This is a genomic window from Bacillus sp. 22475, from assembly GCF_052044835.1.
Taxonomy (GTDB): domain Bacteria; phylum Bacillota; class Bacilli; order Bacillales; family Bacillaceae_G; genus Bacillus_A; species Bacillus_A cereus.
Window position 1 is genome coordinate 74,550 of sequence record NZ_JBQENW010000008.1, and the last position, 13,818, is coordinate 88,367.

A 13,818-nucleotide genomic window follows, 5' to 3' on the forward strand; every position below is an offset into this window, starting at 1 on the left:
TTCCTTTTCAACTATATAGTTAGACCATACGATTTATGACATTTATGTGAAAAACTTTTGGAGGAATAAAAAGGAGTAAACATTGATATAAATATATTTTTAATAATAGTAATTAAGTAAAAGAGGGGATGAAAAAAGGAATGCTCATCATGTATGAGTCATTCCTTTTTTCATAGATTAACTTGCCTGTTTTTTATTATTTTCTTTCAATTTCTCTGCTTGTAAAAAGCGATTCGTTTCAGCAACAACAATACTACTTAATCCAATTAGACCAATTAAGTTTGGAATGGCCATAAGTCCATTTGCAATATCAGCAAATGTCCATACGATTCCTAGCTTTAAATTAGCACCAATTGCAATCATGACGATAAAGATTGCTTTATAATATTTAACAGCACTTTCTCCGAATAAATAAGCTACACATTTTTCTCCATAATACGACCAGCCTAAAATAGTAGAGTAGGCAAATAAAATAATTGCGATACCGAGAATCATACTACCAGCAGTACCAAATACAGATTGGAATGCAAGTGTTGTAGCTTCAACGCCAGTTTTACCAGATTTCCAAGCGCCTGTAGTAATTAATACAAGTCCTGTAATGGTACATACAATAAACGTATCTAGAAAAGTACCAGTCATTGAAACTAAAGCTTGCTTTGCAGGCGAATCAGTTTTTGCAGCCGCCGCGGCAATAGGTGCACTCCCTAAACCAGCTTCGTTCGCAAATACACCACGCGCCATTCCGATTTGAATAGCTGATGCAACTGTTGCCCCGATAAAACCACCAGCAGCTGCTGTACCATTAAATGCACCAGAAAAAATAAGTGAAAATGCTTCAGGAATTTGGTCGTAGTGATAGAAAATAATTATAAGACCAGCAATTATATAAAAGAAAGCTTTAATAGGAACGACATATCCCGTCACTTTCCCGATTTTTTTTACACCGCCTAAAATAACCATTGCGATTAAAATTGCCATTAGTATACCAGTTAAAGCAGGAGGGAAAGAGAAATTAATTCGCATTGCCTCTGCAACTGAATTAGATTGCACCATATTACCAATACCGAAAGAAGCAGTTGTACCAAATATAGCGAATAATATAGCAAGCCATTTCTTACCTAAACCACGCTCTAAATAATACATTGGTCCACCTGAATATTCACCATTTTCATTACTAACACGGTATTTCACTGCAAGTATTGCTTCAGCATACTTTGTTGCCATACCGAATAAAGCGGTAATCCACATCCAAAATATTGCACCAGGACCACCAATTGTAACCGCTGTTGCAACACCGGCTATATTTCCCATACCAATCGTTGCGGCCATAGCTGTCATGAGTGCTTGGAAGTGACTAATATCTCCAGAAGAAGAAGTATCTTCTGATTTTTTAAACGCTAGTTTGTGAGCGTATAATAGTTTACTAAACTGTAAACCTTTCAAACGCACTGTGAGAATGATACCTGTTCCAACGAGTAGCAACAAAGTTGGTAATCCCCACACGTATTGATTTAGTTGTTCTAATACTTTACTTACTGTCTCCATCTTTATTCTCCTTTTTTAGAAAAAATAAAAACCACTTCAAGTAAATGAAATGGTCTCTGGAGAAACAAGGGATAGAAAAATAAACCGATACAATCGGCTTTTTCTTTCGCTTGTCTCTGTCCTTTTACCTGAGAGATTATCCGCTAAAGTAGCGGATTTGCTCCTTCGGTGCTCGTTTTCCTCCGCGCTCTATGAAAGCGAGAGGGAGTCTCTCCAGAGATTCGTCCCCATGCAGTTCTACTTGTAACCAAGACCTGAGAGTTTCAAAGTTGGTATAACAACTTTTTGCCCCGTCGGTAGATCAATAGACCTTCTCCTGAATGGTTCATCCGAATTATAAAATTTATAAACACATTGATTGTAAATCAATAAAAACATTATAGACATACAAATTGTGAATTGCAATCATTTTTTATTTTAAAATAGTAAATAGTTTTATTTTTTTGTAAGTCCTAATTTATCTTCAACTTCATTTAAAGTAGATAAAGCGATGACAATATGTTGATCCGCAAGTCCTAAAGCTTGTTTTGTTTTTTCAATAGTTTCATTGGTTGGAGTAGAGTTATTTGCTCCGTCTATAATCAAATTTGCTGCATTTTTCATGAAATTTGATGCGGATTTAAACTGATTTGTGAATTGAAGTAGTTGTTTTTGTATATCTATATCTGTTATGTTTTCTTCAATTTTAAGCGTGTCTATTTCGTTCATAATTGTTTCGTACTGCTTGGAAACAGCACTCATTGTAACTAATAGTTTATTTCGATCTACTGAATCTCCATTCGTGTTAATCTCTTCCCAAGCAGGTAACCAATCTTTTTCGATGATGTTATTATAAGTAGTAGTCAATTCATTGATTTTAGGTTGTAATTTAGTTTTGAAAGTTTTTGTATCCGCTGTTTCTACAGTTGCTTTTTCGTGGTTATTTTTAACATTAGTAACGTAGAAAATTGTACCAAAAATGATGAAAATAGAAATAACAACTGTCCATTTAGTAAAAAGTAATTTCTGCAATATGTAACGCCTCCAAAATTTAAAAACTTATAATTATAATATATAACAATAATGTTGTTTTAAGTAGAGAAAATAGGTTAGAAATGATTTAAAATATATCTTTTCTATACATAAATAATTAAAGTTAGTAAAATGATGAAAGTTATATGTGAGAAAAGGGGGTTTTTAGTGAAAATGAATAGAAGAAAACTAGTTTCAAGTATTTCAATGGTTATGTTATTAGTTGGTTTAATTGCATTCATATTTATGAATAAAGAATCTAAAATTAAAGATTTTCCAGTGCCAATGTCAGCAATCCATATTAACGATGATAAGGAAGAGGACTATCAATATATAAGTGTAATGCCAATTACAAAGGCGAGTGGATGGGAGAACTTAGGGGAAAACGGGCATACTGTTAGTTTTAAAAAAGGGGAGCGGAAGGTAGCAGTAGTACATTATCCAGGAGACATTACGTATTATTTATTTGAAAAATAATTAATGATAAGAGAGATAGGGAGTAGATGATAATGTAAGATTGTTTACTTTCTATCTTTTTTGGATTTTAATTCTGAATTGTTTGAATTAAAATTATTATGCGTATAGAATAATATAATATGTTTTATTGAATGATATAGATAACCAGTAATACATAATTATGTTATGTAAACTGTAAGCGGGATAAGAAAGCAAAGCAAGAGATTTTAATTTTTATATTTTAGATGTATTTTTACACGGTAAGTATTCCAATAATCAACTTACAACATTTACGGAGGGCATCAAACTTTGAGTAAGTAATGGAGTTGATAACAAAATAAATTAACGTTTGTGTATATGGAAAAATAGAAAGTATGGCGAGTGGGAAATGTATCGGATCAAAAGGGGGAATTAAAAATGTTACTAAAAACAATCTACTGTAAGGTGGAAGAAGAGAAAAAGGAATTGTTTTCAAATGCGCAAGAAAAATGGCATGATATACGGCACCTAGATGGTTTTCATGGACAATTTGGTGGATGGTATGAAGACGAGGCATGTGTATTTACTTTATGGGAAGATAGAAGTACATATCAATCATTTATGAATGGTGCTCACGATACAATTTATTTAAATAGTAATCAAGAGGATACGTTTCTCTCATGTGAAATTGAATTATTTCAAACGTTGTATGATATAACTGATATGTATTTGAAAGACGTTGTTACAGAAGGATCATTCGTAAGAGTTGCTATATGTGATGTAAAGTTGGAAAAGGAAAAGCATTTTTTACATAAGCAAGAAACAATTTGGAATAAAGGAATGGAAAAAGCAAAAGGAATGCTAGGTGGAGTAGTTGGGAAGTCTTTAAAAAATGAAAATCGTTACATAGTGTTAACGTATTGGAAAGATGAAATAGCGCACCAACATTATGTGGAAGAGATTTTCCCAGATTTATATAAATTAGCTAATATTCATGAAGATATAGAAAAGATACAAGGAAAACAAGCTGTATGTAAGGAAGAATGGCTTGTATATTAAACGATGAAAAAGTGCATAAATGAATGTATAATAAAGATATTTTCTTATAAACAAGTAATTAATAGAAGACGTTATATACCCTTTCATGTTAATATATTTAAGTTATAATAGGAGGCTTACCCTTTTGTATTGTACGGTAGAAGCAGTGTGAGCTTGAAATTTTTTTTAGAAAAGGATGTGCCTAATTTGCGTATCAATAAATTTATTAGTGAAGCTGGAAAAGCGTCTCGACGTGGAGCGGATAAACTAATTAATGAGAGAAGAGTAATTATTAACGGTAAGGTTGCAAAAATTGGTGACCAAGTGAACCCAGGTGATGATGTACGAGTAAATGGAGAGCAGCTTCGAATTGCTCGAGATCACGTATATATCGCTTTAAATAAACCAGTAGGTATTACATGTACGAGTGAAAAAGCAGTAAAAGGTAATATTATCGATTTAGTGAATCATCCTTTACGAATTAGTCACATTGGACGTCTTGATAAAGACTCTGACGGTTTAATTTTGTTAACGAATGATGGCGATATTGTTAATGAGATTTTACGTGCTGAAAACAAACATGAGAAAGAATATATCGTTTCAGTAGATAAGCCAATTACACCTGATTTCTTAGAGAAAATGGCAGCGGGTGTTAAAATTTTAGGAACAAAAACGCTTCCTTGTGAGATTACACAGTTATCAAAATATGAGTTCCAAATTATTTTAACACAAGGACTAAATCGTCAAATTCGCCGTATGTGTGAAGCTTTAGGTTATCAAGTATACACTTTAAAACGTACGAGAATTATGAATATTGAATTGAATAATTTACCAGTTGGGCAGTGGAGAGATTTAACGAAGAAAGAGAAAAGACGTCTATTTGCAGACTTAAATTACGAACCACAAGATTGGTAAAATTGTGAAGTGAAACCAAAAAAATTTGGTTTCACTTTTTTAAATTAAATAAATAATTTTTTTAAACACTTGCAAAAATAAAATGAATAAGATATATTAAATAACAATAAATGGATGTTTTACAAAAGCGAAGAAAAGGACATGAGTTATTTTCCCCGGTTATACAGAGAAGGAAGGAAAGCTGAGAACTTCCTAACGCAGAAAAATAACTTACCACCTTAGAGCTGCACTAGGGAAATTAAGTATCTAGTGCCGTGTATGCGACGTTATCGCAAAAGAAGCCATTATGTTTTTTGTGATGGGAATCTGGGTGGAACCACGGATATAAGCATATTCGTCCCTATTTTAGGGATGAATATGCTTTTTTGCATTCAATTTCATAATAAGCGAAGAAAAGGACACGAGTTATTTTCCCCGGTTATACAGAGAAGGAAGGAAAGCTGAGAACTTCCTAACGCAGAAAAATAACTTACCACCTTAGAGCTGCATTGGGGAAATTAAGTATCTAGTGCCGTATAAACGACGTTACCGTAAAAGAAGCCATTGTTGTTTACAATGGGAATCTGGGTGGAACCACGGGTAAAAGCACGCTCGTCCCTATTTTAGGGATGAGTGTGCTTTTTATTATGAAATGGAGAGATGAAAAGTGAAAGAACAGATGATTGAAATTAAATTTCCAGATGGCAGCGTTAAAGAATTTGTAAAAGGAGTTACTTTAGAAGAAATTGCGGGATCCATTAGCAGTAGTTTGAAAAAGAAAGCAGTCGCGGGGAAAGTAAATGATGGGTTATATGATTTACGCCGGAATATTGGAGAAAATGCGGAAGTAGAAATCATTACTATAGAATCAAATGAAGGTGTAGAAATTGCAAGACACTCTGCGGCACATATTTTAGCGCAAGCTGTAAAAAGATTGTATGGTGATATAAATCTTGGAGTAGGGCCTGTTATTGAAAATGGATTTTATTATGATATGGATCTTCCAAGTAGTGTAAACATAGAAGATTTACGGAGAATAGAAAAAGAAATGAAAAAGATTATAAATGAAAATATAAAGATAGAACGAGTTGAGGTTTCTCGAGAAGAAGCAGCTAAACTGTTTCAAGAAATGAACGATCTCTTGAAATTAGAACTTTTAGAAGCAATTCCTAGTGGGGAAAGTGTAACACTATATAAACAAGGGGAATTTGTAGATTTATGTAGAGGACCACATTTACCATCTACAGGTTATTTGAAAGCATTTCAATTAACTCACGTTTCCGGTGCATATTGGCGAGGTGATAGTAATAACCAAGTGCTTCAGCGCATATATGGTGTTGCATTCTCTTCTCAAAAAGAATTAGAAGAGTATTTACATTTCGTTGAAGAAGCAGCAAAAAGAAATCATCGTAAGTTAGGCAGTGAGCTTGAGTTATTTATGTTTTCTGAAGAGGCTCCGGGAATGCCGTTTTATTTACCGAAAGGACAAATGATTCGTAACGAATTGGAATCATTTTTAAGAGAAATTCAAAAAGAGTACAATTATCAAGAAGTACGCACTCCGTTCATGATGAACCAAGAAGTATGGGAGAGATCAGGGCACTGGGGACATTATAAAGATAATATGTATTTCTCTGAAGTAGATAATAAAAGTTTTGCATTAAAACCGATGAACTGTCCAGGGCACATGCTTATGTTTAAAAATAAATTGCATTCTTATCGTGAATTACCGATTCGTATGTGTGAATTCGGTCAAGTACATCGCCATGAGTTTAGTGGTGCGTTAAACGGATTATTAAGAGTACGTACTTTCTGCCAAGATGATGCACATTTATTTGTAACTCCAAAACAAATTGAAGATGAAATTAAATCAGTAATGGCGCAAATTGATTACGTATATAAAACTTTTGGATTCGAATATGAAGTAGAGCTTTCTACTCGTCCAGAAGATTCAATGGGTGATGATAAATTATGGGAGCAAGCAGAAGCGGCATTAGAAAATGTATTACAATCGCTAAATTATAAATATAGACTAAATGAAGGTGACGGTGCTTTTTACGGGCCGAAAATTGATTTTCATATTAAAGATGCTTTAAATAGAAGTCACCAGTGCGGAACAATCCAGCTTGATTTCCAAATGCCAGAGAAATTTGATTTAAATTATATAGATGAAAATAATGATAAGAAAAGACCAGTTGTTATTCACAGGGCAGTTTTAGGGTCATTAGATCGCTTCTTAGCAATATTAATTGAGCACTTTGGAGGTGCGTTCCCGGCATGGGTGGCACCAGTTCAAGTGAAAGTAATTCCAGTTTCAAATGCAGTACATGAACAATATGCCAATGAGATTGCACTTAAATTAGCACAAGCTGGAGTTCGTGTTGAACAAGATGCACGAGATGAAAAATTAGGATATAAAATAAGAGAAGCACAAATGCAAAAAGTACCGTATGTTCTTGTTATTGGGGATAAGGAAATGGAAAACGGAGCTGTAAATGTACGTAAATATGGAGAAGAGAAGTCAGAAGTTGTTGCGCTAGATGTATTTGTGGCAAGTATTGAAGAAGAAATAAAGAATAGAAAATATTGATTGTAAAGAAAACACACTATTAGAAATTAGTGTGTTTTCTTTTTTATCTTACAAAAATGTAAGGTAAATGTAAGCGAAATCGAGGGAACGAGTTGTAGAAAAATGAGAATATGAAGTAGGAAATAGGAAATAGGAAATAAGTTCATGTTAAGGGTGTAACTCTTATTGGATGAATAATTAAAAAATTCTTAAGAATTTACATGACAAAATAATAAGAAATATGTGAGAAATTGATTTTATACAAAAGGGATGGAGTGAAAGAGATGTCAACAAATGTAGTTACTGTAGAAAGTGTAGAAAAAACGTATGGGAAAAGAAATGAGAATCAGTCAAAAGCATTAAGGGGTGTATCGTTAAGTATTAAAGAAGGAGAATTTGTCGGGATCATGGGACCTTCTGGTTCTGGAAAAACGACTTTACTTAATGTGATAAGTACACTTGACCAAGCGACAGGTGGTAGTGTGACGATAGCTGGTACAAATATTACTTCTATGAAGGGCAATGCGTTATCTGATTTTCGCTCTCAAAAATTAGGTTTCATTTTTCAAGATTTTAATCTACTAGAAAACTTATCAATTTATGAAAATATAGCTTTACCACTTTCTTTGCAAGGCGTACCATCAAGTGAGATTACTGGAAAGGTAAATGACGTTGCGAAGAAATTAGGAATTACTGAAATTTTAACAAAATATCCAACTGCTGTTTCTGGTGGACAAAAGCAAAGAACAGCGGCGGCAAGAGCTTTAGTACATAATCCAGCAATTGTATTAGCAGATGAACCGACAGGTGCGCTTGATAGTAAAAACGCAAAAAGTTTATTAGAAGCGATGCAAGATTTACATAAAAATCACAATGTAAGTATTTTGATGGTTACACACGATGCATTTAGTGCAAGTTATTGTGAGCGTATTTTATTTATTCAAGATGGTCTTCTTTATAAAGAATTAAATCGTCAAGGCACTAGAGAGAATTTCTATCAAGACATTTTAGGTGTGCTCGCTCATATGGGCTCAGCTGCTGAGTCTAAGTAGGGGGCGAAACTATGTTATTTAAATTATCACGTCATAGTATGAAAAAGATGTTAAAAGATTATATGGTTTTACTTATTGGCCTCGTTATTAGTATTAGTATTTTCTACATGTTCCAAACGATGGCGATGAATAGTGAATTTACGAAAGATAATAGCCTAATTAGTAGTATTAGACTCGTCTTTTGGGTAGGTGCAATACTATTATCTTTCATTACTGTATTTTATATTATATATGCCAACTCTTTCTTACTCACGTTAAGAAGAAAAGAACTCGGTATGTACATGATGCTTGGTGCAAAAAAGAAAAAAGTAGCACAGTTATTATTTATTGAAACATTCGGTATGGGTATTGTCAGTATTATTATCGGTATTTTAGTAGGGATGTTACTTGCAAGTGTAGCAGGAAACTTTTTAATGAATGGAATGGAAATTTCAGCAAAAGGTAGTTATGCATCTGTATACACACCAGCAATTTTAGTTACAGCTATTTTCTTCTTAATACTATTTTTCATTACTGGCTTAATGAACAGTGTCCGATTGTTACGTAAAACTGAACTAGAGTTAATTCGTGAAGATGAAACACTAGATGAAGTGAAGAAAAGTAAAACTCGCATTATTATAATGACAGTACTTGGTGTATTACTAATAAGTACAGGGTACTATTTTATGATCAATGTAAAAATATATGCTGAATTAGGTTTTATTATAGCAACCATCGTTACAACACTTGGAACATATTTTATCTTTAGTTCATTACTCCCGTTTTTTGTGATGAAAATTAAGGGGAATAAAAAACGAAATGAAACGGGCTTAAATAGTTTTACATATGCACAGCTACGCTTTCGAGTAAATAGTTTATCGAGAGTATTAGGTACTGTAGCAATGTTAATTGCATTAGGCGCAGGTGCGATGACGGCAGGTATGGCTTTCCAAAAAAATGTAGGTATTATGACAGACTTTTCTCGTGTATATGATGTTGTAATTCATGATCCGAATGATCAAGACAAAGCTGCCTTAAAAGAAATGGAAATTGTTGAAGAAAGCAAGTACAACTATAAAGTAGATGGAGAAGCGGTTTATTATTTACGTAACGACTTAACTGCGAAACCACCACTTGTTTCAGACCATTTTGATACAAAAACGTTAAAAGAGCCTGTTCGTAAACGTGTGACTGAACCTTTAACTGAACCTGTATATTCAGCTTTAGAGGCTCCTGAATTAGCAAAATTCCCTCGTATGCCAAAGGATTGGGAAGACGCAGTTGTAAGAGAGATACAAATTACGCATAATCAATTTAGCGGAAAACCAGTAAGAATTGCAGACGAAGAGCATTATAAAGGGATTCAAGGAACAGAACATACTGTAACATTAGCAAAAGTAGATGATATGAAAAAATATAAACCGTTATTGATCGAAATAGACAAGAGACAAAAAGCACAAATTGAAAAAGCAACAGGTGAAAAGGTAGACTTATTTACGAAAATGACAATTTATCAGTTTATGAACAGCTTCATGAGCGGAACAATGTTTATGGGATTTTTCCTCGGAATTGCCTTTTTAGCAATGATGGCAAGTTCCCTTATGTTCAAAATATTAACAGGTGCTTCTCGCGACGTACGCCGTTATGAAATGTTACGAAAAATTGGTGTGAGACGTAGTATGTTAACGAAAAGTATATATAAAGAAATTTCATATTTATTTATCTTCCCAGCGATCATTGGCATTTCTCACGTTTTAGTAGGGCTTAACTTATTTAGCTTTATATTAGTTGACCCGTTTGTGAAAGTGTGGGTGCCAATAGGGATTTTCTTAGTCATTTATTTCATTTATTACTGGATAACTGTTCAACTTTATAAAGGTATGGTAATGCCGAAAGAAGAGGTAGCTAAATAGTTTATGAAAAGAGTCCTTGTGTTGAGAATAAGGGCTCTTTTTTTATGTTTTTTATAAAGAAGGAAAAGATTGGATAATGGTCGAAAAATATAATGTAACTTCCAAGAAATGACTAAAATAATACTATTTTGTCGAGAGAAAGGATACGAAGTATGAAAGAAATGCTACAGTTATTTCGCAACAAAGTGTATGCACGTTTTTTTCTAGCAAATATTTTAGAGCGACTCGGTTCTATGATTGCTGGAATTTCTTTAATGTTTTATTTGCTAGATCAATACGGAAAACAACCAGTTTACGCAACGATGACACAAATTATGATTGCATTACCTGCATTAATCTTTTTTCTATTGGTAGGGACAGTAGTGGATCGATTTGATAGACAACGTATATGTACAATAAGTAACATATGTTGCTCGCTCTGTAATATTGGAATCCTAATTTCGCTTTATTACGGGATGATTATACTTGTCTTTATATTTTTATTTTTGGAAAATGCGTGTATACAATTTTTCTCTCCAGCAGAACAATCGATGATACAGGGAGTAGTTGAATCAGACCAATACGGTGCAGCAGCGGGTATTAATCAAATGGTAAATAGTTTGTATGCTTTGTTTGGTGTAGGAATTGCAACGATGGTGTACTGGACTTTTGGAATTTACGGGAGCATTTTAGTAAATACGCTCACTTTTATTATGAGTGGTATTTTGATTCAAACAATCTCCATTCCAGAAAAAGTTCGTTTACCAAATGGTAGAACAAAATGGAAAGAAGTTAATTTGAAGATGTTAATAACAGAGTTTAAAGAAGGGATTAGGTATATATACCAAAATGAAACTTTAAAAAAATTACTTTTAGGATTTATCGTATTTGGATTATTAAATGGTGTTTTAAGTGTATCCGCTACTTACATATTAAAATACAAACTAGCTCCAGAAACGTATGAAAGTTTAGCAATGGTGGGCGGTGTAGTTGGAGGGATTTCATTACTAATTGGAAGCATAGTAGCAACGAGTATAGGTAAGAAATATGCGCCAAAATCTATTATAGTTTTTGGTATGGCAGGCTCAGGAGTCTTCTTTGGTATGTGTTACTTTGTAAATTACGTATGGTCTTTTTATGTATGTATCGCTTTAGCCACATTCTTTTTACCGTTTATTAATGTTGCAATATCAGGATGGATGTATGAGATCGTGGAAGAATCGTTTATGGGGCGTGTTCAAAGTTTGCTAAGTCCATTAACGACAGGGTTTCAATTGTTATCTCTTGGAGCGATAGCTATGTTATTCCCGAAATGGATTGAGGCGGATACTTTGTATATTATTTTATTTGGTTTATTATTTTTTGTTACGTGTTTATACCAAGCTATTTTACCTAGTGGGCAAAAGCGAGTACATGTTGTAGCTAAAGAGATGTGACATATTTAGCTCTTTTTGTTTCTAGATATTCTATTGAATGGTAAGGGGTAATAGTTATGTTCATGCGAACTGCTAAGTGGTGTTGGATTACTTGTTTACAATTATTAGCTGCAATTCTATGTATAATCTGTTTAGGTGCGCTCCCTCGATTATTTAAGGGATTGCAAATTGATTTAATCGGTTTTTGGAACACGATTGTGTTTATTGGAGGAAAGTTACTCCGACCATGGGAAATTACATTTGGATTTCGAGACTCGAGGAAATTATTTCCACAAATATGGATTCATTATAGTGAAACTATGATTGTATTTCTATTAGCTTTTTTACTATCTTTGCTTATAGCGTATGTACTTGTTGTTTGGGTATTGCAGCGTTCTCATATGAAGCAAAAAATGTGGAATGGAGTTTTTCTTACGCTAGAGAGTATACCGGATATATTACTTATTTTATTATCACAACTTCTTGTCGTAATTGTTTTTCAAAAAACAGGTTTTATGCCAATAAAACTTGCTGGATTAGGAGAAGAGAGAGTACGATTGTTACCGATTATATGTCTTACAATACCAACAACGTTATTATTTATTAAACTATTGTTATTACGTTTTAAAGAAGAAATGGAGAAAGATTATAGTATATTTGCGAAGAGTAAAGGATTAAGTTTGCAGCATATTTTAACACATCATGTTTCAAGGAATGTTTTATTGACGACAATTTACTATGCGAAAACAAATATTTTATTTATGTTATCCAATTTATATATTATCGAATGGATTTTTAATACATATGGAATGTTTGTATTTGTAAAAGAAAATTCTAAATTAGAAATATTTACAGTGAGTCTAGTTATATTATACGTTCCGCTTTTTATACTATTTCGTATATTACATACGCTTTTACAAAATGTTATAAGGGAGCGTGTGTAACATGTGGCAAGTTGTAAAAAGAGATGTGAGATTTTGGATAGGTGTTACTTTTCTGAGTGTACTAATGATTATTAGTATTGGATATACGTTATTTTTCGATGGGAATATTCGTGAACTTACGATGATGTATAACGAAAAAGGAGAACTAGAGGCTGCTCCATTTTCGCCATCAAGTAAATTTTGGTTCGGAAGTGATACGAAAGGCCGTGACCTTGTCCAATTAATAATAGAAGGCGCGAAATGGACAGTTGGAGCGAGTATAATTATAGCAACTTTACGAGTTATAGTTGGAGGAGGGATTGGTTTACTTCTTGGTATGTATGGTAAGCGATCTTTTCCGGTTATCTCATCCTTTTTTGATCCTTTTAGTATTGTACCAATGGTTATGATTTCTTATTTTATGTTAAATGAAGTTTTAACGTTTGATAGTGGAGCGGAAGTTGTGCCGTTGTATTTGCGGGTGACATTTCAAATTATAGTTCTTACATGTCTTGCTGTACCAACAGTTATGTTGTATGTAGCGCAAGAAGTTAAACGTATTAAGAAAGAAGAATTTATGTTGGCAGCCACTGTGCTTGGCGGGAGTAAATGGCAGAGGTTGAAGCGCCATATATGGCCTCATATGTTACCATCATTTCTTTTATTAGTAGCACAACAATTTGTGAGTACTTTATTACTTCTTTTACACCTTGGTTTGTTGCAATTATTTTTTGGTGGAACAATAACCTTCAGTGGAATGGATCCAGATAGTGTAACAAAAGAATGGACAGGATTAATTGGTCAAAACTTCCGGCACTTAACTACTCATACATGGATTGTACTTATACCGATTGCTTTTTATAGTATGACAATCTTAGCTGGAAACCTAATTAGTAATAGCATGCAAGATGCGATTAAGCTAGGAAATGTGAGAAGGTCAAAGTGGGAAGGGAGAGAAGTGCAAGTAGAGAAACAAGTACAACCAACTATGAATGACTTTTCTTTTTATAGGGAGATACAAAAGTAAAGAAAGATAGCTGAAGACAAATCGTTTTCAGCTATCTT

General features: G+C 33.5%; 11 protein-coding genes, 1 riboswitch and 2 other annotated features. Of the genes, 9 read left to right on the forward strand and 2 right to left on the reverse strand.

All coding sequences use genetic code 11. The features are described from left to right. Window positions 1-177: 177 nt before the first annotated feature. Together ACTJJY_RS15075 and ACTJJY_RS15080 are read right to left on the reverse strand one after the other, a co-directional pair. A complete protein-coding gene (locus ACTJJY_RS15075) occupies window positions 178-1,545 on the reverse strand; it encodes an alanine/glycine:cation symporter family protein (RefSeq protein WP_440605856.1) in 1,368 nt (455 codons plus the stop codon). Window positions 1,546-1,651: 106 nt separating this feature from the next. Then, window positions 1,652-1,772: riboswitch (glycine riboswitch) on the reverse strand. A gap of 208 nt (window positions 1,773-1,980) precedes the next feature. Continuing rightward, on the reverse strand, window positions 1,981-2,556 hold the full coding sequence (locus ACTJJY_RS15080; protein WP_440605857.1) for a hypothetical protein: 576 nt from the start codon (window positions 2,554-2,556) through the stop codon (window positions 1,981-1,983). Window positions 2,557-2,688: 132 nt separating this feature from the next. Here ACTJJY_RS15080 and ACTJJY_RS15085 point away from each other — a divergent pair, with 132 nt between their 5' ends. From ACTJJY_RS15085 to ACTJJY_RS15125, 9 genes are all read left to right on the forward strand, one after another. Next, window positions 2,689-3,033 carry a hypothetical protein gene (locus ACTJJY_RS15085; protein WP_440605858.1) on the forward strand — a complete coding sequence of 115 codons (345 nt, stop codon included), beginning with the start codon at window positions 2,689-2,691 and terminating at the stop codon, window positions 3,031-3,033. A 396-nt stretch (window positions 3,034-3,429) separates the two neighbouring features. Continuing rightward, window positions 3,430-4,050, forward strand: coding sequence for a YdbC family protein (locus ACTJJY_RS15090; RefSeq protein ID WP_098033912.1), 621 nt, complete (start codon window positions 3,430-3,432; stop codon window positions 4,048-4,050). A gap of 186 nt (window positions 4,051-4,236) precedes the next feature. Next, complete coding sequence (gene rluF / locus ACTJJY_RS15095) at window positions 4,237-4,944, forward strand: 23S rRNA pseudouridine(2604) synthase RluF (protein WP_001222160.1); 708 nt, start codon at window positions 4,237-4,239, stop codon at window positions 4,942-4,944. A gap of 121 nt (window positions 4,945-5,065) precedes the next feature. After that, window positions 5,066-5,289, forward strand: a binding site (T-box leader). A 35-nt stretch (window positions 5,290-5,324) separates the two neighbouring features. Further along, window positions 5,325-5,546, forward strand: a binding site (T-box leader). Window positions 5,547-5,590: 44 nt separating this feature from the next. Next, complete coding sequence (thrS, locus tag ACTJJY_RS15100) at window positions 5,591-7,513, forward strand: threonine--tRNA ligase (RefSeq protein WP_440605859.1); 1,923 nt, start codon at window positions 5,591-5,593, stop codon at window positions 7,511-7,513. 263 nt (window positions 7,514-7,776) lie between these two features. Further along, window positions 7,777-8,544, forward strand: coding sequence for an ABC transporter ATP-binding protein (locus ACTJJY_RS15105; RefSeq protein ID WP_000106428.1), 768 nt, complete (start codon window positions 7,777-7,779; stop codon window positions 8,542-8,544). 11 nt (window positions 8,545-8,555) lie between these two features. Next, window positions 8,556-10,436, forward strand: coding sequence for an FtsX-like permease family protein (locus tag ACTJJY_RS15110; RefSeq protein ID WP_440605860.1), 1,881 nt, complete (start codon window positions 8,556-8,558; stop codon window positions 10,434-10,436). Between the two features lie 143 nt (window positions 10,437-10,579). Beyond that, entirely contained in the window at window positions 10,580-11,851 is a 1,272-nt protein-coding gene (locus ACTJJY_RS15115) for an MFS transporter (RefSeq protein WP_440605949.1), read from the forward strand. 56 nt (window positions 11,852-11,907) lie between these two features. Beyond that, window positions 11,908-12,774, forward strand: coding sequence for an ABC transporter permease subunit (locus ACTJJY_RS15120; protein WP_440605861.1), 867 nt, complete (start codon window positions 11,908-11,910; stop codon window positions 12,772-12,774). Window position 12,775: 1 nt separating this feature from the next. Beyond that, a complete protein-coding gene (locus ACTJJY_RS15125) occupies window positions 12,776-13,780 on the forward strand; it encodes an ABC transporter permease subunit (protein WP_440605862.1) in 1,005 nt (334 codons plus the stop codon). The last annotated feature ends 38 nt before the right edge of the window (window positions 13,781-13,818 follow it).

Coding starts and splice junctions, on each gene's coding strand:
- ACTJJY_RS15075 (WP_440605856.1), bottom strand. CDS start 1,545: ATGGAGACAGTAAGTAAAGTATTAGAACAACTAAATCAATACGTGTGG.
- ACTJJY_RS15085 (WP_440605858.1), top strand. CDS start 2,689: ATGATGAAAGTTATATGTGAGAAAAGGGGGTTTTTAGTGAAAATGAAT.
- ACTJJY_RS15090 (WP_098033912.1), top strand. CDS start 3,430: ATGTTACTAAAAACAATCTACTGTAAGGTGGAAGAAGAGAAAAAGGAA.
- ACTJJY_RS15105 (WP_000106428.1), top strand. CDS start 7,777: ATGTCAACAAATGTAGTTACTGTAGAAAGTGTAGAAAAAACGTATGGG.
- ACTJJY_RS15110 (WP_440605860.1), top strand. CDS start 8,556: ATGTTATTTAAATTATCACGTCATAGTATGAAAAAGATGTTAAAAGAT.
- ACTJJY_RS15120 (WP_440605861.1), top strand. CDS start 11,908: ATGTTCATGCGAACTGCTAAGTGGTGTTGGATTACTTGTTTACAATTA.
- ACTJJY_RS15125 (WP_440605862.1), top strand. CDS start 12,776: ATGTGGCAAGTTGTAAAAAGAGATGTGAGATTTTGGATAGGTGTTACT.